The 20499-nt window shown below is 72.8% G+C and carries 13 protein-coding genes; 7 read left to right on the top strand and 6 right to left on the bottom strand.

Features of this window, described 5'->3' with window-relative positions; translation table 11 throughout:
* Positions 1-5: 5 nt before the first annotated feature.
* Both AB0950_RS30705 and AB0950_RS30700 read right to left on the bottom strand, forming a co-directional pair.
* On the bottom strand, positions 6-551 hold the full coding sequence (locus tag AB0950_RS30705; protein ID WP_366779879.1) for an SUKH-3 domain-containing protein: 546 nt from the start codon (positions 549-551) through the stop codon (positions 6-8).
* A 70-nt stretch (positions 552-621) separates the two neighbouring features.
* Complete coding sequence (locus AB0950_RS30700; protein ID WP_360157976.1) at positions 622-1137, bottom strand: YwqJ-related putative deaminase; 516 nt, start codon at positions 1135-1137, stop codon at positions 622-624.
* A 263-nt stretch (positions 1138-1400) separates the two neighbouring features.
* On the opposite strand from AB0950_RS30700, the gene AB0950_RS30695 reads away from it, so the two are divergent.
* The 3 genes from AB0950_RS30695 to AB0950_RS30685 all read left to right on the top strand — a co-directional run bounded on the left by AB0950_RS30695 (position 1401) and on the right by AB0950_RS30685 (position 6846).
* On the top strand, positions 1401-2396 hold the full coding sequence (locus AB0950_RS30695) for an SMI1/KNR4 family protein (RefSeq protein WP_360157973.1): 996 nt from the start codon (positions 1401-1403) through the stop codon (positions 2394-2396).
* Between the two features lie 10 nt (positions 2397-2406).
* Complete coding sequence (locus AB0950_RS30690) at positions 2407-5634, top strand: SUKH-4 family immunity protein (protein ID WP_366779878.1); 3228 nt, start codon at positions 2407-2409, stop codon at positions 5632-5634.
* Between the two features lie 324 nt (positions 5635-5958).
* Positions 5959-6846: a DivIVA domain-containing protein gene (locus tag AB0950_RS30685; RefSeq protein WP_360157967.1), complete on the top strand. Its 888-nt coding sequence runs from the start codon at positions 5959-5961 to the stop codon at positions 6844-6846.
* Between the two features lie 14 nt (positions 6847-6860).
* Here AB0950_RS30685 and AB0950_RS30680 read toward each other — a convergent pair whose 3' ends face one another.
* The 3 genes from AB0950_RS30680 to AB0950_RS30670 all read right to left on the bottom strand — a co-directional run bounded on the left by AB0950_RS30680 (position 6861) and on the right by AB0950_RS30670 (position 10682).
* Positions 6861-8501, bottom strand: a complete 1641-nt coding sequence (locus tag AB0950_RS30680) for a cation acetate symporter (protein ID WP_360574724.1) — start codon at positions 8499-8501, stop codon at positions 6861-6863.
* Positions 8498-8977 (bottom strand): DUF485 domain-containing protein, encoded by a 480-nt coding sequence (locus AB0950_RS30675; RefSeq protein ID WP_366779877.1) that lies wholly within the window; start codon positions 8975-8977, stop codon positions 8498-8500. Before AB0950_RS30675 ends, AB0950_RS30680 begins: the two co-directional genes overlap by 4 nt.
* Positions 8978-9176: 199 nt before the next feature.
* Entirely contained in the window at positions 9177-10682 is a 1506-nt protein-coding gene (locus AB0950_RS30670) for an MFS transporter (protein WP_366779876.1), read from the bottom strand.
* Positions 10683-11159: 477 nt separating this feature from the next.
* Here AB0950_RS30670 and AB0950_RS30665 point away from each other — a divergent pair, with 477 nt between their 5' ends.
* The 4 genes from AB0950_RS30665 (at position 11160) to AB0950_RS30650 (ending at position 19265) form a co-directional block, all read left to right on the top strand.
* Positions 11160-11933, top strand: a complete 774-nt coding sequence (locus tag AB0950_RS30665; protein ID WP_360157955.1) for an ABC transporter ATP-binding protein — start codon at positions 11160-11162, stop codon at positions 11931-11933.
* Complete coding sequence (locus AB0950_RS30660) at positions 11930-14512, top strand: FtsX-like permease family protein (RefSeq protein WP_360574722.1); 2583 nt, start codon at positions 11930-11932, stop codon at positions 14510-14512. The genes AB0950_RS30665 and AB0950_RS30660 overlap by 4 nt, the downstream gene beginning before the upstream one ends.
* Before the next feature lie 249 nt (positions 14513-14761).
* On the top strand, positions 14762-18295 hold the full coding sequence (gene mfd, locus AB0950_RS30655) for a transcription-repair coupling factor (protein ID WP_360157949.1): 3534 nt from the start codon (positions 14762-14764) through the stop codon (positions 18293-18295).
* 253 nt (positions 18296-18548) lie between these two features.
* Positions 18549-19265 carry an HNH endonuclease family protein gene (locus tag AB0950_RS30650; protein WP_360157946.1) on the top strand — a complete coding sequence of 239 codons (717 nt, stop codon included), beginning with the start codon at positions 18549-18551 and terminating at the stop codon, positions 19263-19265.
* Between the two features lie 87 nt (positions 19266-19352).
* Here the strand turns inward: AB0950_RS30650 and AB0950_RS30645 are convergent, their stop codons facing one another.
* Positions 19353-20072: a hypothetical protein gene (locus AB0950_RS30645; RefSeq protein ID WP_360574720.1), complete on the bottom strand. Its 720-nt coding sequence runs from the start codon at positions 20070-20072 to the stop codon at positions 19353-19355.
* Positions 20073-20499 lie beyond the last annotated feature (427 nt).

Genomic DNA, 20499 nt, shown 5'->3' with positions numbered 1-20499 from the left:
TGGGGTCAGCCGGCGGTGAGGCGTACGGGGGGCATGCCGGTGATGAGGGTGGTCAGGGCGTGGTCGATGTCGGGGCCGACGTACCAGTCGCCGGTGTGGTCGAGGGTGTAGACGCGGCCTTGGGTGTCGATGGCGAGGACGGCGGCGGTGTCGGTCTCTTCGCCGAGGGGGCAGAGTTCGGTGCCGAGGGCGCGGCCGAGGTCGCCGAGGGTGCGGGCGTGGTGGAGGCCGTGGAGGGGGTCGAGGTGGAGGGCGGCGGGGGCGATCTGGCGGCCGGGGCCGTGGGGGGTGATGGTGAGGCCGCCGAATTCGGCCCAGGCTTCGACGGCCGCGGGGAAGACGGTGTGCCGGTGTCCGGCGGGTGAGGTGTGCTCGCGGAGGGTGTCGGCCCAGATTTCCGCTTGTTTGATGTCCCAGCGTCCGGGTTGCCAGCCGGCGGTGCGCAGGGCGGCGTCGACGGGGACGGGGAAGCGGGGTGGGGTGGTCCCGGTCCCGGCCGCGTGGTCGTGGTGGGCGGGGGGCTTGGGGGTGGTGGCGTGGTCGGGGTGCATCTGCCGTTCGTCCGTCTCGTCCGTCTAGTCCGTCGTGTCGGCGGGGTGGTCCTTGGGGTGACGGTGGTTTTCAGCCGTCGGTTGCCGTGGGGTCGACGATGCGGACGCCGAAGTGGGCGCTGAGGGCGGTGCAGGCGCGGCAGGGGGTGGCGAAGCTGCCGTGGAGGGGGTCGCCGTCCTCGCGTATGCGGCGGGCGGTGAGTTTGGCGTGTTTGAGGGCTTTGCGGGCCTCGCCGTTGGTCATGGGCTTGCGGGCGGCGCGTTTGCTGCGGGCGGCGTCGGCGGCGGTGAGGTGGCGGGAGATGAGGATGGTTTCGGCGCAGCGGCCGGTGAAGCGGTCGCGTTGGGCGCTGGTGAGGGTGTCGAGGAAGTCCTGGACGAGGGGGTGCAGGGGCGGGGGCTGGTCGCCGCGGGCGGCGGTGCCGGTGAGGGTGGCGCCGCGGACGGAGAGGGCGGCGGCGACGGTGGGCAGGATGCCGTCGCGGCGGTGGCGGAGGGTGGGGGCGGGGGGTGTGTCGGTGCTGCTCCAGCCGATGCGTGGGTCGCCGGCCCGCACGTCCGTACCTCCGGTTCGCAAGGTATTCATGATCGTTGTTCCCTCCCCGGGCATCCCCCCGAAGGACACAGGGTGCCAAATGCCGTGGCTGGTGCGGAAGCTGGGGCGCTGCGACACGCCCGGGCCGGGGGTGGTGGTCACGGTGGGGTGACGGCTGGTCACGGTGTGCGGAGGGGGGCTGGGCCGGGGGTGCGGTGGGCCGGTGACCGGGGTGGGCGTACCGCATAGGCTGTCGGCGTTCGCGATCGACACCGCCGTTCAGGCCAGAGATGACGCCGCAGGGGGCTACCGCCATGACGACAGGTCGGCTCGGGCAGCAAGCCGCGCCGCCGAACGCGGCTTATGCCGGGCAGGTCGTGCACTTTCCGGATCCGGTGCGGGCGGCGCGTCACCCGAGAGGGGTACGGGTCGATGAGCGTGGTTACCCGGATTTCTCTCCGTACGCGCGTGTGGCGGTGGAGATCGCCGAGCCGCCGGAGGGTTTCGGTGTCGACGAGTTGCGGCTGACGGACTATGTGTCGGCGAACGCGGCGTTGGCGGCGGCGGGGCACGAGTTGTGGGACACGGTCCCGGATGTGGCGACGCCGCACGGCTGGACGTGGCATCACGTGGCGGGGACGCGGCGGCTGGAGTTGGTTCCGGTCGAGGTGAAGGCGTTGCTGCGGCATCACGGTGGGGTGGCGACGGCGCCGGTGGACCACGGCAAGCGGGGGACGCGGCCGTTGCAGGAGACGCGGCCGGCGCATTTCGGGCTGCCGAAGTCGGGTGTGGCGGTGTCGGAGGCGCAGGTGCAGGGGGTCGAGGAGGACCTGGGGTACCGGCTTCCGGGGGCGTATCGCTCGTTCTTGAAGGCGGCGGGCGGGTGCGCGCCGGTGGGTACGGCGCTGGACGCGGAGCTGGGTCTGCTGCTGGACCAGCCGTTCTTCACGGTGCGGGACGAGGCGGCGGTCAACGACCTGGTGTACGTCAACAAGTGCCTGCGCGACCACCTGACGAAGGATTACCTGGGTGTCGCCTTCGTGCAGGGCGGGTTGCTCGCGGTGAAGGTGAAGGGCGAGCGGCTGGGTTCGGTGTGGTTCTGCGCGTACGACGATGTGCGGGACGTGGATCCGTCGTGGTCGCCGGCGGAGCGGGTGGAGCGTCTGCTGCTGCCGTGCGCTGACGATTTCGACGCCTTCTTGTCGCGGCTGGCGGGGAATCCGCCGGAGTTGGAGACGGTGGCGCATCTGATGGTCGACGGTGGTTTCGCGCGGGTCGTCCCGGTGTCGTCCGGTGCGGTGGGGGAGTGAGCTTCAGGCGATGGTGACCTACGCGCAGGCGCAGGAGCGCGCCGAGGAGTGGATCAACGGCGATGTGCCGGCGTACCAGCATCGTGAGGTGCGGGTGCGGGAGTTCGAGCTGGGCTTCGTGGTGTGGGGCGAGGACCGGGCGGAGGGCCCGCGTTCGGACGCGGGCGCGCAGCGGCTGGTCATCGCCCGGGACAGCGGGGAGGCCACGCTGTGGCCCGCTCTGCCGGTGGGTGAGGTGATCCGCCGGTACGAGGAGGAGTACGGCGGTGCCGGCGAGCCGCAGGACGCGGTCCCGGCGCCGGCGGCGGCCCGGGTGGACCTCAACCAGACGTCGTTCCTGCTGACGCCTCCGGAGTGGTTGCAGGAGGCGGCGGACAAACTGGGCATCGGGGAGCGGGGGACGCAGGACGGGGATGGTCCGGGTTCCGGGGCGGATTCCTCCGGCGGGGGGTCGTCTTCGGCTGGTGGGGATTTCTCCGGCGCGGGGGCGTCGTCCGGCGCCGGGTTGTCCGATGTGGGGTCGTCTTCGGTCGGTGGGGCGGGGCTCCCGCAGACGCAGGCGGGCGCGCCGGTGGGGTCCGGCGTTCCTGGGACTTCCAGTGCGCCTGCGACTTCCGGTGAGGTGCAGGATGGGCCGGGCGCGCCGGTTCCTTCGGATGTGCCTTCTGTCGCGGACGCGCCTGCCGTGGCGGATACGCCGGTGGGGGCGACGCCCTGGGCCGGTACGGACACCAACGCGGATTCGGGTGAGGACGACCGTTCGGTGCCGTTGCCGGCGACGGTGTTCGCGCCGCCGCTGAGCGATGCCGACGAGGCTCCGCGGCCGCCGGCCAGTGCGCCGGACGCCAAGACGGCGCTGATGTCGGGGGGCAGCCAGTTGCCGCCGACGGCGGTCGCGCCGGCCCTCGATTCTTCGCACGCGCCGGGTGGCCCGTCCGCCCCGGGGCCTGCGCAGGGCAGTACGCCTCCGCCCGGTGCCGCGCCGTACGGCTATCCGCCGCAGCCGGCGGTTCCCGGCACGCCTGCGCCGGGTGTGCCCGCGTACCCGTCGGCGCCCGCTGCTCCCGGTGCGCCGCAGGGCAGCACGCCTCCGCCGCCCCCGGGTGTGCCGACGTACGGCTATCCGCCGGGTCCCGGTGCCGCGCAGGCTGCTCCGGGGTACGGCTATCCGCAGGCGCCGGGCGGTGCGCCGCAGGCTGCGACGGACGCGGGCGGGCCGGGGCGGCGGCTCGCGCCGAACGCGGGGGACATCGCGGATGCCGCGACGAGCAAGGCCGTGCCGCCGCCGAAGAAGTCGCGCGGTGGTGTGGGTGCGCCGCCTCCGCCGCCGGGAGCCCCTGGCACGCCGGGCGCACGCCCGGGTAGTGCGGCGACGCCGCCGCCCGCGCCGGGTGCGCCTGGCGGTGGGTATGTGCCGACGCAGCTCGTGTCGGCGCTCGGGCCTCAGGGCCCCGAGGGACAGGGCATGCCGGGCGCGGACGGTTCGCAGGCGCCGGGCGCGCCGAACGCTCCGGGCGCCCCCAATCCGCCGGCCGCGCCTCCGGGCGATGTGCACCATGCCGCGACGGTGTTCGCCGACCCCGGCCGACTCGGTGGCGGCGCCCCGCAGCCCCCGGGCGTTCCTGGTGCGCCGGGTGCGCAGGGTGGTTTTGGCGCGCAGGGTGGCGCGGGTGCCCCGGGCATGCCTCCCGCGCCGGGCGCCCCGCAGCCTCCGGGTGCTCCCGCGGCTCCCGGCACCCCCGGCGCGCCCCAGCCTCCGGGCGCCCCCGCCGGTCCCGGTGTCCCCGGCGCTCCCGCGGCCCCGGGTGCCCCGGGCATGCCTCCGGTGCCGGGCGCCCCGCAGCCTCCGGGCGCCCCTGCCGGTCCCGGCGCCCCTGCCGGTCCCGGCGCCCCAGGCGCCCTCCAGCCTCCGGGCATCCCCGGCGCCCCCCAGCCCCCGGGCGCACCTGCGGCTCCCGGTATCCCCGGTGCTCCCGCCCCCGGCGCCCCCGGCGGCGCCGTGCATCACGCGGAGACCGTGCTGGCCGGGCCCCCGGTGACCGGTCCGGGCGCGCCTCCGCCGCCCGTACCCGGCGGGCCCCCGCCGTCCGGCCTCGGCGCGCCCCCGCCGCCGCCCGCGCCCGGCGTGCTCGGTGTGCCGGGTGTCCCCGGTGTGCCGCCGGGCGTTCCGGGTGCGCCGCAGCCGATGCCGCCGGGTGCGATGCCGCCGCCGGGAGCGCCCGCGCCGGGGCAGGTGCCGGCGTACGGGTATCCGCAGCAGGGGCAGCCGACGGTGGGCCCCGGCTATCAGGCGGTGCTGCGCTTCCGGGCGCAGGACGGTTCGGAGCAGCAGCTGATCCGGCGTTCGGCGCCGGGCACGCCGCACCCGGAGTGGCAGATCTTCCACGAGCTGCGAGCGCTGAACGTGCCGCCGGACCAGGTGCTGGAGCTGCACACCGAGCTGGAGTCGTGCGAGCTGCCGGGCGCCTACTGTGCGCGGATGATCCGCGAGCAGTGGCCGCAGGCGCGGATCACGAGCATCGCGCCGTACGGCACGGATCATGCGAGCCGGCAGCAGGGCATGCAGCAACTGCTCGCGCACCAGGGCGAGTTGCACCAGGTGGCGGACGGGCCGGCGCGGCCCGCGCCGGTGCGGGCGCCGCTGCCGCCGGTGCAGGCCGCGCCGCCGGTGCCGCCGGAGGGCATCGCGCAGGAGCTGGCGGCGGCGTTCGGGCCGGGGATCTTCCGGTTCGAGCAGCAGGCGGTGTCGCGGCAGGGTGTGCCGCCGGTCGTGGCGCACACGCTGGTGGTGGCCGGTCTGCCGGTGGACATGGGCCCGTTCTTCTGGGCGCAGGCCCAGCCGGGCCGGCCGGTGCCGACGCTGGCGGAGCTGGCGGCCGAGCGCGGGGTGCAGCCGGCGGCGGACGCGGGCTCGTACCTGGTGATGGGCACCGACTTCGGCAAGGCGATCTGTGTGCAGTACGGCACGGCGAACATCGTGGCCGTGCCGGTCGAGGCGGGGCCGGGCGGTGCTCCGGTGCCGCCGCAGTTCGTGAACACCGGACTGCCGGAGTTCGCACGCTGCCTGGCCCTGCTGGGCCGGATGTGGCGGCTGCGGTTCGGGCTGAACCAGGAGCAGGCGGGCCGCTGGACCGTCGACTTCCAGGCGCAGCTGGCCGCGCTGGACCCGGCGGCGCTGGGTTCGCCGGAGAGCTGGTGGTCGGTGCTGCTGGAGCAGATGTGGGACGGCCTGCTGTAGCCGAGACCGACCGGAACTGAGCGGTCGTGCCCTTCACGCGCGCGTGGAGGGCACGACCGGGTCGGCCGAACGGGTGGGCGCCGCCGCTCCTCGTCCGCCGTGCGAGAGCGGCTCGGTGACGGGTCGTCGCCCGGTCGTCGCCGCCGAGGTGGGCGTGCTCGGAGCCGGTGTGCCCGGCGTGAGCCGATCCCGGTGTGGGGGATTCGTAGCGTTCGGAGCGTGACGTGACTGCGGAGTGTCGCGTTATGAACGTTTATGTCCGATCCATCAAGATGTGCGCGGAATCATCCTGTCGTGTACGTCCGGTGGAGAGGGGTTCCCAGGGTGGGCAGCGCATCGATGTCGCCGCACGGCTTCGTGACGGCAAGGGGGCGCGGCTACCGCCCCGAGCAGGTCGACGCCTTCCTGGCACGGCTGTCGGACGACCGCGACGCCGCCTGGGAGCGGGCCGCGCGGCTGACCGTGCTCGCCAAGGACATGGAGGCGGAGGCCGCGCGGCTGCGCGAGACCGTCGCCCAGCTCCCGCCGCAGACGTACGAGTCGCTCGGCGAGGGCGCACACCGGCTGTTCCAGCGGGTGCTGGAGGAGGCGGCGGACCTGCGCGAGCGCGCCCGGCGCGAAGCGCACCAGCACGTCGAGGACGCGCGGGCGTACGCCGATCGGGTACGGCGGGAGGCGCAGGAGGCGGCGGACGCGCTGCACGCGGAGGCCGACGAACACGCCCGCCGCCGGCTGGAGGCCGCGCGCGCCGAGGCCGACGACCTGCGCACCGGCACCCGGCGCGCGGTGAGGGAGGGGCGCTCGGCGGTGCTCGCCGAGGTGCGCGAGGTACGGCAGCGCGCCGCCGGCATGCTCGCCGCGCAGTCCCGGGAGATGGCCGAGCGGTGGGCCGGGGCCGAGCGCGAGGAGGCCGGGCGGGTTGCCGCGCTGGAGGCCCGGATCGCCGAGCGGATGAACCGCGCCGAGACCGGACTGTCCGACGCCGGGCGGGCCCTGGCCGAGGCCGAGGAGTACGCGCGGCACAGCCAGGAGGAGGCACACGCGCGTGCCGCCGAGATCATCGCCGACGCGCGCGTGCGCGAGGAACGCATCGCCCTGGAGACCGAGCAGGTGCTGCGCGCGCACGGCGAGGCCTGGGACGTCGTACGCGCGCACATGGACCACGCGCGCAGCAGGCTGCACTCGCTGACGGGCCGGGCGTCCCTGGAATGACCCGCCGCGCCGGTTCAGCCGCCCCTGCGGACCGCGCCCGCCAGGATCCACCCCTCCACCGCCTCGTACTGGCGCCGCTGCTGCTCGGCCTTGGCGCGGCCGGAGGCGACCGTGCCGAGCCAGCCGAAGAAGAAGCCGGCCGGGATGGAGACGATGCCGGTGGTGGTGAACGGGAACCAGTTGAAGTCGGCGTGCGGGAAGGCCGAGACGGGGGAGCCGGAGACCAGGTTGGTGCCCGGCATGAGCAGCAGCACGGTCAGGGTGCCGCCGATCAGCGTGGCCAGCAGGCCGCTGCGGGTGTAGCGGCGCCAGAAGAGCCCGTACACCAGGGCGGGCGCGATGGCGGAGGCGCCCAGGCAGAAGGAGAGCGTCACCAGGGGCTGCAGGCTGTGGTGCTGCACCAGGGTGGCGAGCAGGATCGTCGGCACCCCTATGGCGAGCGCCGAGACGCGGGCGAGGGCCATCTCGCGCCGGGCCGGCATCTCCTCGACGCGGGCCGCGAACACGTCGTGGGCGAGGGAGTTGGCGCAGGCCAGGATCATCCCGGCGACCGAGGCGAGCAGGGTCAGGAAGAGCGCCGTCGTCACCATGGTGAACAGGAACGTCTCGGCCGTGGACACGTCGGCGCCGAACACCGCCCGCGAGCCGAGCAGGTACGCGGTGTTGCCCTGCGGGTCGGCCCCGGCGATCACGCTGCGGCCGACCAGCGCCGTGGCGCCGAACCCGACCACCGTGATGACCAGCACGAACAGGGCGACGATCGACACCGCCCAGGACATCGAGCGGCGCACCTGGGGTGCGCTGGAGGCGGTGTACATGCGCATGGTGATGTGCGGCAGGCAGGCGCCGCCGAGGACCACGGTCAGCTCGGAGGCGACCATGTCGAGACGGGACGTGCCGGAGGTGCCGAACTCCAGGCCGGAGTGCAGGAAGGCGGGCCCGGCGCCGCTGTTGCCGGCGGCCGCGGTGAACAGGGCGCCCGGGTCCCAGTCGAAGCGGTGGAGGACCAGCAGGGCGATCACGGCGCCCGAGCCGACCAGCATCACGATCTTCAGGATCTGGATGAGCGCGGTGCCCTTCATGCCGCCGATCGCCGCGTAGGCGATCATGAGGGCGCCGAGGCCGACGACGCACGCGGTCTTCAGGGACGCGTCGGTGAAGCCCAGGATGAACGCCATCAGCTGCCCGGTCCCGGCGAGCTGGACCAGCATCAGCGGCAGCAGCGCGGCGATGGTCACCGCGCAGGCCGTGATGCGCACACAGCGGCCCGGCAGCCGGCGGGCGAGCGCGTCGCCCATGGTGAACCGGCCCGCGTTGCGCAGCGGTTCGGCCAGCAGGAACATCAGCAGCATCAGCGACAGCGCCGTGCTCAGGGCGAGGACGACGCCGTCGTAGCCGCACAGGGCGATCACTCCGCCGGTGCCGAGGACGGTGGCCGCGGAGATGTAGTCGCCGGCGATCGCCAGGCCGTTGCGCAGCGGGGACAGGGAGCTGTAGCCGGTGTAGAACTCGTCGAGGTCGTCGCGGTCGGGGCCGGCCATCACGCACAGCAGCAGGGTGACGGTGGCGACGGTGGAGAAGGCGACCAGCGACATGGACTGCGCCGAGCCGCTGAATCCGGTGAAGCCTCCCGGGGCGGGTGCGGCGGCGGTCATCGGAGCGCTCCTCGGCGTGCGTTCAGTTCGGCTTCCCTGCGGATGCGGTCCGCGAGCGGATCGACGTGCCGCCGGGCGGTGTGCTCGTACAGGGCGATCGCCAGCCAGGTGACCGGCAGTTGGGCCAGGGCGAGCAGCAGGCCGGCGGGGATGCCGTCGGTGACCGTGCGCGTCATCACCCCGGGCGCGCAGGCGGACAGCACCAGGAACAGGGTGAAGTAGCCGAGCGCGGTGAGGGTGGCGGTGCGCCGCTGCCAGCGGTAGGCGCTGCGCAGCACCCTGAGGTCGCTGTGGTGGCCGAGGGGTTCGCGGCCGGTCCGCCGCTCCGGGCGGGGCGGCGGCAGGGGAGCGGGCTGCCAGGGGTAGGTGAGGTGGGGCGGGTCGTAGGGAGCGGGGGGCCGGTCGTGGGCGGGCGGGAAGGGGTCGGGATACGGCTGGGGAGGGTCGTACGACGGGTGCGGCGGGTCGTGTGACATCCCGGGGCTCCTTGCGCGGCTCGGGTCCGTGGCGGCGGACCGCAGGGAGGTGGGGGGTGTGGAGCCACGCACGCTACTCGCGGGTGGGGTGCCGCGCGGCGTTTTCACCGAACTGGCCGGTCGGTATGCGCTTACTACGCCCAGACCCGCCCCCACCTGGGGTGTTACCCGCGTTAACCTGCCTTTTCCGGTGGGCCGTTCACTCGTCCCGCACCGGGAACCGGCGCGGCGCCACCGTCAGCAGCACCACGAAGGCGAGCGTCGCCGCGGCGGCCGCGCCGAGGTACACCGCGTGGACGGCGTCGGCGATCGCGTGCCGGGTCGCCTCCGGGGCCGTACCGGCGTCCAGCGCGCGCGTGACGGAGTCCAGATCGCCCGCCCCGCCCAGCCGCGCGGCCAGCACGCCGTTGGCGACGGCGCCGAACAGCGAGGCGCCCAGGGTCTGTCCGGTCTGCCGGCAGAACAGCACCGACGCGGTCGTGGTGCCCCGCTCCGACCAGCCCACCGTCGACTGCACCCCGACGATCAGCGGCAGCTGGAACAGCCCGAGGGCGCCGCCCAGCAGCAGCATCAGCAGCGTCGGCTGCCACCACGAGCCGGGGTACGGCAGCAGCGGGAACGCGCACAGGATCAGCGTGGCCAGGCCGATGCCGAGCAGCGCGGTGTCGCGGAAGCCGATGCGCCGGTAGACGTGCTGGCTGAGCGCCGCCGACACCGGCCAGGACAGCGTCCACACCGACAGCACGAAACCGGCGGCCACGGGCGCGAGTCCGAGCACCGACTGCGCGTACGTCGGCAGGAACACGCTCGGCGCCACCATCAGCAGCCCCAGCGCGCCCAGCGCCAGGTTGACGGCGGCGATCGTGCGCCGCCGCCACACCCAGCCGGGGATGATCGGCTGCGCCGCCCGCCGCTCCACCACGACCACCACTGCGGCCAGCGCCAGGCCCGTGCCGAACAGCGTCAGCGACGGCGCCGACGGCCACGGCCAGGCGACCCCGCCCTGCACCAGCGCGGTCAGCAGCACCCCGCCGCAGGCGAACACCGCGAGCGCGCCGGCCCAGTCCACGCGCGCGTAGAGGCCGTTTTCCGGCTTCTCCCGCGCGGGTTCGTGCAGATGACGGACGATCAGCCACAGCGCGGCGGCGCCGATCGGCAGGTTGATCAGGAAGATCCAGCGCCAGTCGGCGTACGCGGCGAGCAGCCCGCCGAGCCCCGGCCCGGCCACCGCCGACACCGCCCACACCGTGGACAGTTTGGACTGGATCTTCGGGCGCTGGGCCAGCGGGTACAGATCGGCGGCCAGCGTCTGCACGGTGCCCTGCAACGCCCCGCCGCCCAGGCCCTGCACGATCCGGAACGCGATCAGCGCCGCCATGTTCCAGGCGCCCGCGCACAGCAGCGAGCCGGCCAGGAACACGGCCGCGCCCGTCACCAGCACCGGCTTGCGGCCGAAGGTGTCCGACAGCTTGCCGTAGACGGGGAGCGTGACGGTCACGGCGAGCAGATAGCCGGAGAAGAGCCAGGAGAACACCGAGAAACCGCCGAGGTCGCCGACGATCTGCGGTACGGCCGTGGAGACGACGGTGGAGTCCAGCGCGGCCAGCGCCATCGCCAGCATCAGCGCGGCGACGACGGCGCCCCGGCGCCGGGTGCCCTGTCCGTCGACGGCGCCGCCGCGTATCGCGGGTGTCGTACTCCCCACCGTGGAACCCCTCCCCGTGCCCCTTGCACCTATCTCCGGTACGACAGCTTCCCATTGACTCTCACGCGGCGGCAGGGTGGAGGCTTGGCGCACCGAGGGGTGGAGGCGACCCCGAGACGCATCTCCGCCCGGGGGTGGAGGACCCCTAGGGGTCCCTCCGTACTACGGCTCGGGGAGGGGTCGTCCCGGCGGAGGACGTGAGGGGACGGGCCCGGTCCTTAACCTGGCTTTACGTCGCTGGGGGGCGGCTGACCGCACCGGCGGGGTGGGGTTTTCCCCCGCGGAAGAGGGGGCTTCGCACCAGCGCGCGAGGACCCCGCCGACCGCGAGACTCAACGCGTACCCGAGAACAGTGCCCTGGCACACCAGGGCACACCTGACCGATTTGCCGACCGACATAGGAGACATACCGTGACATCGGCTGTGACCATTCCCGGGCACGGGGGCGATTCAGAAGGTGCGGCGCGAAGCGCCTCGATGAGGGGTGGGGGTCGGGCGGCGGGAGGGAGTACGGCCGTTGCCGCGCGGGCGCGGCAGGTCGTGAAGGCGTACGGGTCCGGCGAGACCCGCGTCGTCGCCCTCGACCACGTCGACGTGGACATCGCGCGGGGCCAGTTCACCGCCATCATGGGCCCCTCGGGGTCCGGCAAGTCCACGCTGATGCACTGCCTCGCCGGCCTCGACACGGTGACGAGCGGCCAGATCTACCTGGACGAGACCGAGATCACCGGCCTGAAGGACAAGAAGCTCACCCGGCTGCGCCGGGACCGGATCGGCTTCATCTTCCAGGCGTTCAACCTGCTGCCCACGCTGAACGCCCTCGAGAACATCACGCTGCCCATGGACATCGCGGGCCGCAAGCCGGACAAGGCCTGGCTGGACCGCGTGGTGGAGACCGTCGGACTCGCCGGACGCCTCAAGCACCGGCCGACCCAGCTCTCCGGCGGCCAGCAGCAGCGCGTCGCCGTGGCCCGCGCGCTCGCCGCCCGCCCGGAGATCATCTTCGGTGACGAGCCCACCGGCAACCTCGACTCGCGCGCCGGCGCCGAAGTCCTCGGCTTCCTGCGCCGCTCGGTGGACGAACTCGGCCAGACCATCGTGATGGTCACCCACGACCCCGTCGCCGCCTCCTACGCCGACCGCGTGCTCTACCTCGCCGACGGCCGGATCGTCGACGAGATGTACCAGCCGACGGCCGATCAGGTCCTGGACCGCATGAAGGACTTCGACGCCCGGGGGCGCACGTCATGACCGTCCTGAAGACCTCGCTGCGCAACTTCTTCGCCCACAAGGGCCGGATGGCGCTGTCGGCGATCGCGGTCCTGCTGTCGGTGGCGTTCGTGTGCGGCACCCTGGTGTTCACCGACACGATGAACACCACCTTCGACAAGCTCTTCCAGGCCACGTCCGCGGACGTGACGGTCAGCGCGAAGGGCTCCTCCGACACCGGTGAGACCACCTCCCGCACCGGCAAGCCGCCGGTCATGCCGGCCTCCGTCGTCGGCACCGTCCGCGGCGCCCGGGGCGTCGAAAAGGCCGAGGGCACGGTGTTCTCCACCACGGTGACCGTCATCGACGCCAAGAAGGACAAGCTGTCGCCCAGCAGCGGCGCGCCGACCATCGTCGGCAGCTGGAACGGCAACGACGCCCGCACGATGAAGATCGTCTCCGGTACGGCGCCCAAGGGCCCCGACCAGGTCATGGTCGACGAGGACACCGCCGACAAGCACCACCTGAGGCTCGGCGACGACATCGGCATGATCTCGGTCGTCGGTACGCACCACGCGCGCGTGTCCGGCATCGCCGCCTTCAAGGTGACCAACCCCGGCGCGGCCATCTTCTACCTGGACACCAGGACCGCCCAGCAGACCCTGATCGGCCGCACCGGCGTCTACACCAACGTCAACGTCACCGCCGCCCAGGGCGTCAGCGACGTGCGGCTGAAGCAGAACGTGTCCGCCGCCCTCGGCCGCGGCTACAAGGTGCAGACCGCCAAGGAGGTCGCCGACGCCAACCAGAAGAGCGTCGAGAGCTTCCTGAACGTCATGAAGTACGCGATGCTCGGCTTCGCCGGGATCGCCTTCCTCGTCGGCATCTTCCTGATCATCAACACCTTCTCCATGCTGGTCGCCCAGCGCACCCGCGAGATCGGCCTGATGCGCGCCATCGGCTCCTCCCGCAAGCAGGTCAACCGCTCGGTGCTGATCGAGGCGCTGCTGCTCGGCGTGATCGGCTCGGTGCTCGGTGTCGGCGCGGGCGTCGGCATCGCCGTCGGCCTGATGAACCTCATGGGCAAGATGGGCATGCACCTGTCCACCGACGACCTGACCGTCGCCTGGACCACCCCGGCCGTCGGCCTGCTCCTCGGCGTCGTCGTCACCGTCCTCGCCGCCTACCTGCCCGCCCGCCGCGCCGGCAAGGTCTCCCCGATGGCCGCCCTGCGCGACGCCGGTGCCCCGGCCGACGCCAAGGCCGGCGCCGTCCGCGCCCTGATCGGCCTGCTGCTCACCGCCGCCGGCGGCTGGAGCCTTTACGTCGCGGCCGGCGCCGACAAGGCCAAGGCGGGCTCCGGCTGGCTGGGCCTGGGCGTGGTGACCACGCTGATCGGCTTCGTCGTCATCGGCCCGCTGCTCGCCGCCGGACTGGTCCGGGTCCTCGGCGCGGTCATCCTGCGGATCTTCGGGCCCGTCGGCCGCATGGCCGAGCGCAACGCGCTGCGCAACCCGCGCCGCACCGGCGCCACCGGCGCGGCCCTGATGATCGGCCTGGCCCTGGTGGCCTGCCTGTCCGTGGTCGGCTCCTCCATGGTCGCCTCGGCCACCGACCAGCTCGACAAGACCGTCGGCACGGACTTCATCATCCAGGGCGACAACGGCCAGCGCGTCGTCCCGCAGGCCGTCAAGCTCATCAAGGACACCCCCGGACTCGCCCGGGTCACCGAGTACAAGCCGACCCAGGCCGACTTCACCACACCGGACGGCCGGACCCTGAAGAACACCGACATCACCGCGGCCGACCGGACCTACGCGACCGACCTGCGCAAGAAGACCGTCGCCGGGAACCTCACGGACGCCTACCTGCCCGACTCGATGTCCGTGCACGAGAAGTTCGCCAAGGCCCACGGCATCCACCTCGGCTCGAAGATCACCGTCGCGTTCAAGGAGGGCTCCACCGCCCACCTGACGGTCCGGGCCATCACCAGCAGCGACGACGTGATCGACCAGGGCGCGATGTACACGTCGATCAGCACGCTCGCGAGGTACGTGCCCGCCGGGAAGATGCCGCTCGACCAGCTCGTCTTCGCCACCGCCGAGCACGGACGGCAGGCCGCGGCCTACACGTCCCTGAAGTCGGCGCTGCACGACGACTACCCGCAGCTCACCGTGCGCGACCAGACCGACTACAAGAAGGCGCTGAAGGACCAGATCGGCCAGCTCCTGAACATGATCTACGGCCTGCTGGCCCTCGCGATCATCGTCGCCGTCCTCGGTGTCGTGAACACCCTGGCCCTGTCGGTGGTCGAGCGGACCCGGGAGATCGGCCTGATGCGGGCGATCGGTCTCTCCCGCCGCCAGCTGCGCCGCATGATCCGCCTGGAGTCCGTGGTGATCGCCGTCTTCGGCGCCCTCCTCGGCCTCGGCCTGGGCATCGGCTGGGGCGCCACCGCCCAGAAACTCCTCGCCCTGCAGGGCCTGAAGATCCTGGAGGTTCCCTGGCCGACGATCATCACGGTCTTCGTCGCCTCGGCCTTCGTGGGCCTCTTCGCCGCCCTGATCCCGGCGTTCCGGGCAGGCCGGATGAACGTCCTGAACGCGATCGCGACGGACTAGCCGCAGGCCGGCCAGACGACCACCGCATACGGGGGTTGCGGGGGAGACCCGGTGCCGTGAAGTCGCCAGGACTTCCCGGCACCGGGTTCTTTCGCGGCGGCCCGGGCGGCGACTCCGCAGGCGCCTCTCGGCGGAGTTATCCACAGCCCCCGGCGCCACCCCCCGACGGAGTCGTACGCTGGACACCCCCGGCCGCCCCCCGCGCCGGGCTGCTTGCGTTGCCCACCCCTGGACGGAAAACAAAGCCCCATGAGCCTGCACGGTCTGCTCGACGCCGTCGTCAAGGACCCCGCCCTCGCGGAAGCGATCTCGGCGGCCGCGGACGGCAACCGCATGCACGTCGACCTCGTCGGCCCTCCCGCGGCCCGCCCCTTCACGGTCGCCGCCCTGGCCCGCGAGGCCGGCCGTACGGTCCTCGCGGTCACGGCGACCGGCCGCGAGGCCGAGGACCTGGCGGCGGCCCTGCGCTCCCTGCTGCCCGAGGCCGGCGTCGTGGAGTACCCCTCCTGGGAGACCCTCCCGCACGAGCGGCTCAGCCCGCGCAGCGACACCGTCGGCCGCCGCCTCGCCGTCCTGCGCCGCCTCGCCCACCCCAGCCCCCAGGACCCCGAGACCGGCCCCGTCTCCGTCGTCGTAGCCCCCGTGCGCTCCGTGCTGCAGCCGCAGGTCAAGGGCCTCGGCGACCTGGAACCGGTGTCCCTGAGGACCGGCCAGAGCGCCGACCTGGACGACGTCGTGGAAGCCCTCGCGGCCGCCGCCTACGCGCGCGTGGAGCTGGTGGAGAAGCGCGGCGAGTTCGCCGTGCGCGGCGGCATCCTGGACGTCTTCCCGCCCACCGAGGAACACCCCCTGCGCATCGAGTTCTGGGGCGACGACGTCGAGGAGATCCGCTACTTCAAGGTCGCCGACCAGCGCTCCCTCGAAGTCGCCGAACACGGCCTGTGGGCACCGCCGTGCCGCGAGCTGCTGCTCACCGACGACGTCCGGGCACGCGCGCGTGCCCTCGCCGAGGAACACCCCGAGCTGGGCGAGCTGCTCGGCAAGATCGCCGAGGGCATCGCGGTCGAGGGCATGGAGTCCCTCGCCCCCGTCCTGGTCGACGACATGGAGCTGCTCCTCGACGTCCTGCCCGCGGGCGCGATGACCGTGGTCTGCGACCCGGAGCGGGTCCGCACGCGCGCGGCCGACCTGGTGGCGACCAGTCAGGAGTTCCTGCAGGCCTCCTGGGCGGCCACCGCGGGCGGCGGCGAGGCCCCGATCGACGTCGGCGCCGCCTCCCTGTGGTCCATCGCAGACGTCCGCGACCGGGCACGCGAGCTGGGCATGATGTGGTGGTCGGTGTCGCCGTTCGCCGCCGACGAGGAACTTGACGCGGACACCCTCAAGCTCGGCATGCACGCGCCCGAGAGCTATCGGGGCGACACCGCCCGGGCCCTCGCCGACACCAAGGGCTGGCTCGCCGACGGCTGGCGCACGGTGTTCGTCACCGAGGGGCACGGCCCGGCCGCCCGCACCGTCGAGGTGCTCGGCAACGAGGGCATCGCCGCCCGCATGGACGCCGACCTCGGCGAACTGAGCCCGTCGGTGGTCCACGTCTCCTGCGGCTCCATCGAGTACGGCCTGGTGGACCCGGCCCTGAAGCTCGCCGTGCTCACCGAGACCGACCTGTCCGGCCAGCGCGCCGCCACCCGCGACGGCGCCCGCATGCCGGCCCGCCGCCGCAAGACCATCGACCCGCTCACCCTGGAGGCGGGCGACTACATCGTCCACGAACAGCACGGCGTCGGCCGCTACATCGAGATGGTGCAGCGCACCGTCCAGGGCGCCACCCGCGAGTACCTGGTCGTCGAATACGCGCCCGCCAAGCGCGGCCAGCCCGGCGACCGCCTCTACATCCCGACCGACCAGCTGGAGCAGATCACCAAGTACGTCGGCGGCGAGGCCCCCACCCTGCACCGGCTCGGCGGCGCCGACTGGACGAAGACCAAGGCACGCGCGAAGAAGGCCGTCAAGGAGATCGCCGCCGACCTGATCAAGCTCTACAGCGCGCGCATGGCCGCCCCCGGCCACGCCTTCGGCACCGACACGCCCTGGCAGCGCGAGCTGGAGGACGCCTTCCCCTACGCCGAGACCCCCGACCAGCTCACCACCATCGCCGAGGTCAAGGAGGACATGGAGAAGTCGGTCCCCATGGACCGCCTGGTCTGCGGCGACGTCGGCTACGGCAAGACCGAGATCGCGGTGCGGGCCGCCTTCAAGGCCGTACAGGACGGCAAGCAGGTCGCCGTCCTGGTGCCGACGACCCTGCTGGTGCAGCAGCACTTCGGGACGTTCTCCGAGCGGTACGCGCAGTTCCCGGTGAGCGTGAAGGCGCTCTCCCGCTTCCAGACCGACACCGAGGCCAAGGCAGTCCTCGAGGGCCTGAAGGACGGCTCGGTGGACATCGTCATCGGCACCCACCGCCTCTTCTCCTCCGAGACGAAGTTCAAGGACCTGGGCCTGGTGATCGTCGACGAGGAGCAGCGCTTCGGCGTCGAGCACAAGGAGCAGCTGAAGAAGCTCCGCGCCAACGTCGACGTGCTCACGATGTCCGCGACGCCGATCCCCCGGACCCTCGAGATGGCCGTGACCGGCATCCGCGAGATGTCCACCATCACCACCCCGCCCGAGGAGCGCCACCCGGTGCTCACCTTCGTCGGGCCGTACGAGGAGAGGCAGATCGGCGCCGCCATCCGCCGCGAACTGCTGCGCGAGGGCCAGGTCTTCTACATCCACAACCGCGTCGAGTCCATCGACCGCGCGGCCGCCCGGCTCCGCGAGATCGTCCCCGAGGCGCGCATCGCCACGGCCCACGGCCAGATGTCGGAGACCGCGCTGGAGCAGGTCGTCGTCGACTTCTGGGAGAAGAGGTTCGACGTCCTCGTCTCGACCACGATCGTCGAGTCCGGCATCGACATCTCCAACGCCAACACCCTCATCGTGGAGCGCGGCGACACCTTCGGCCTGTCCCAGCTGCACCAGCTGCGCGGCCGCGTCGGCCGGGGCCGCGAGCGCGGGTACGCCTACTTCCTGTACCCGCCGGAGAAGCCCCTGACGGAGACGGCGCACGAACGGCTCGCCACCATCGCCCAGCACACCGAGATGGGCGCCGGCATGTACGTGGCGATGAAGGACCTGGAGATCCGCGGCGCCGGCAACCTCCTCGGCGGCGAGCAGTCCGGCCACATCGCGGGCGTCGGCTTCGACCTGTACGTCCGCATGGTCGGCGAGGCCGTCGCCGACTACCGGCGCCAGCTGGAGACCGGCGAGATCGAGGAGGAGGCGCCGCTCGAGGTCAAGATCGAGCTGCCCGTCGACGCGCACGTCCCGCACGACTACGCGCCCGGCGAGCGCCTGCGTCTCCAGGCCTACCGCTCCATCGCCTCCGCCAACTCCGAAGAGGACATCAAGGCAGTCCGCGAGGAACTCACCGACCGCTACGGCAAGTTGCCCGAACCGGTGGAGAACCTGCTGCTGGTGGCCGGGCTGCGGATGCTCGCGCGGGCCTGCGGCGTCGGCGAGATCGTGCTCCAGGGCACCAACATCCGCTTCGCGCCCGTGGAACTGCGCGAGTCGCAGGAACTGCGGGTCAAGCGGCTCTACCCGGGCACGGTCATCAAGCCGGCCGCGCACCAGGTGCTGGTGCCGCGCCCGAAGACCGCGAAGGTCGGCGGCAAGCCCCTGGTCGGCCGCGAACTGCTGGGCTGGGTCGGCGAATTCCTCGCCTCGATCCTGGGGTCGTAGAAGGCGCCTCGACCCTGAAGTCGTAGAAGGCGCCAGGGGCGCGGAAGGCGGGGCGGCTCGGTGTGAGCGGGCGCGGGCGCACACCGGCCGCACGCCCCCGCACGGTACCGCCGTGCCCCTATTCCTCCGCCCGCCGCCCCAAAGCGCCGCTTTCGTCCCCATCTGCTGTCAGCCGTACGGCGGTTACCGTAAGGGACGGAACGATTCCGCCTGAGTCCGACGGGCGGACCAGGACAGGCAAGGGGGACGCACCGTGACGCGTCTGAGGGGTGGGGCGGTCGCCGCCGTGGCCGTGCTGGTCGCCGTGGCCGGCTGCAGGACGGACAAGACCGGCGGGTCCTCCGGGCCCGAGCCGACCGGGGGCACCGGCGCGGCCCTGGCCGCCGTCGACTCATTGGCCGTCAAGGGCCGTGCGCCCAAGACCGGTTACTCGCGGGAACGATTCGGCACCGCCTGGGCGGACACCGACTCCAACTCCTGCGACACCCGCGACGACATCCTCAAACGCGACCTGAAGGACGTGAAGTTCACCGGCGGCACCTGCAAGGTCTCCTACGGACTGCTCGAGCCCGACCCCTATTCCGGCAAGGAGATCACCTACCGGCGCGGCAGCAGCCAGGTCGACATCGACCACGTCGTCCCCCTCTCCGACGCCTGGCAGAAGGGCGCCAAGTACTGGGACGCCAGCAAGCGCATAGCCCTGGCCAACGACCCCCTCAACCTCATCGCCGTCGACGCGAGCACCAACCGCGGCAAGGGCGACGGCGACGCGGCCACCTGGCTCCCGCCGAACAAGGCCTACCGCTGCCCTTACGTCGCCGAGCAGGTCGCGGTGAAGAAGAAGTACGGCCTGTGGGTCACCGCCGCCGAGAAGGCCGCCATGAAGAAGGTCCTCAGCGGCTGCGCCGGCCAGAAACTCCCCACGGGCGGCAACCCCACCAAGGCCCCGGCACGCTTCCGCGCGCACTGAGCGGACACGCCGTCCGAGCCGAGGCCGGCATATGGACACGGCACCCGCCGCGAGGTGGGCGGGTGCCGCGTTCATCGATGCGTTCCGTCAGGCGGTCTTGAGGGCCTTCAGGGAGCCCAGGATCTGGGTCGTCACCTTCTTCGCGCCGGCGGCGCCGTCGTCGGAGCCCGCCGTGGACAGCACGGTGATCACCGATTTCCCGGAGCGCACCGCCATGAGCGTGGTGCCGTTCTCCCAGGCGCCGCTCGTCAGCGTCATCGTGTAGGCCTCGTCCCCGAGCCCGGCCGTGGACGTGCCGGTGACCTTCACCTTGGCGTGCGCGTCGGTGTCCGTGAAGGTGGCGCACTCAGCGGCCACGGCCTGCATCTGCTTCATCACCGCGGTCGCGGTGGTGCCCTGGAACGCGTCGATCTCCTGGGCGATCTCCTCGGTCTTGCTGTGGTTCACGTAGTCGTTCTGCGCGAACGACACGCCCCCCTTGTAACCGGTCACCTGGATCCAGGAGGTGGCCTCCAGCCGGGTGCAGTCCGGCTTCGCCTTGCTGCGGCCGGACGGGTCGAGGAAGGTGCCGCCGGAGTCCGAGGCGCCGTCGGCCTCGGCGGCGAAACCGGCCGGGAAGGCCGACGCCGGCGCCAGCGCCTTCTTCAGCTGCGTACCGGTGGCGAGCCCGGCGTCGGGGTCCTTCGCCTTGGCCGGCGCGGCGCTCGCCCCGCCGGTGTCGGAGGACGAACCGGAGGAACAGGCGGTGAGGGCCAGCGGAAGTGCCGCGACGGCGAGCAGCGTGGCGACACGGGGGGCGAGACGCATGACAGTCCTTCGAATGCTGGGTTTACGGGGATGCGTGTACGGCGTTCCGTACGGCGTCCGCAGCCCGCCCGGCCGTGCGGGTCGAGCCCGGACGGCGGAGGCCGGTGGGACAGTTCGGTGAGCGTGCGCAATGCGCGGTGAGCGGTGCGCAATGCGCTGAGCGGTGTGTGTGAGGGGTGAGCGGGTGATGCTGAGCGCTGGGCGGAGTGGCCGTGAGCGGGCGGGCCGGCTCAGGCCGTCTTCTTCCGGTCGGCGCGGCCGGCGGTGGTGAAGCCCATGGCGAATCCCTCCCAAAGCGGCGGCCTCCCCCTCCGGTGGCCGCCTGTTCGCTGGGTCAATAAGACCAGAGCCTGTGAACCGAGTCAACACGGTTCACAGTGTTGGGTCGGTGCACGCCGTGAATTCCCGGGTCTTGTGTACGTCGGTA

It is taken from the genome of Streptomyces sp. NPDC007189 (assembly GCF_040703635.1).
In the GTDB taxonomy this organism is placed as follows: domain Bacteria; phylum Actinomycetota; class Actinomycetes; order Streptomycetales; family Streptomycetaceae; genus Streptomyces.
The sequence above is the reverse complement of the archived record's forward strand: the minus strand, read 5'-3'. Positions and strand labels throughout refer to the sequence as shown.

Bases quoted from the DNA above. Each gene is read 5' to 3' on its own strand.
- AB0950_RS30680 (WP_360574724.1), bottom strand. From the start codon at position 8,501: ATGACCGCCGCCGCACCCGCCCCGGGAGGCTTCACCGGATTCAGCGGC.
- AB0950_RS30690 (WP_366779878.1), top strand. From the start codon at position 2,407: ATGGTGACCTACGCGCAGGCGCAGGAGCGCGCCGAGGAGTGGATCAAC.
- AB0950_RS30695 (WP_360157973.1), top strand. From the start codon at position 1,401: ATGACGACAGGTCGGCTCGGGCAGCAAGCCGCGCCGCCGAACGCGGCT.
- mfd (WP_360157949.1), top strand. From the start codon at position 14,762: ATGAGCCTGCACGGTCTGCTCGACGCCGTCGTCAAGGACCCCGCCCTC.
- AB0950_RS30675 (WP_366779877.1), bottom strand. From the start codon at position 8,977: ATGTCACACGACCCGCCGCACCCGTCGTACGACCCTCCCCAGCCGTAT.
- AB0950_RS30700 (WP_360157976.1), bottom strand. From the start codon at position 1,137: ATGAATACCTTGCGAACCGGAGGTACGGACGTGCGGGCCGGCGACCCA.
- AB0950_RS30660 (WP_360574722.1), top strand. From the start codon at position 11,930: ATGACCGTCCTGAAGACCTCGCTGCGCAACTTCTTCGCCCACAAGGGC.
- AB0950_RS30665 (WP_360157955.1), top strand. From the start codon at position 11,160: ATGAGGGGTGGGGGTCGGGCGGCGGGAGGGAGTACGGCCGTTGCCGCG.
- AB0950_RS30645 (WP_360574720.1), bottom strand. From the start codon at position 20,072: ATGCGTCTCGCCCCCCGTGTCGCCACGCTGCTCGCCGTCGCGGCACTT.
- AB0950_RS30705 (WP_366779879.1), bottom strand. From the start codon at position 551: ATGCACCCCGACCACGCCACCACCCCCAAGCCCCCCGCCCACCACGAC.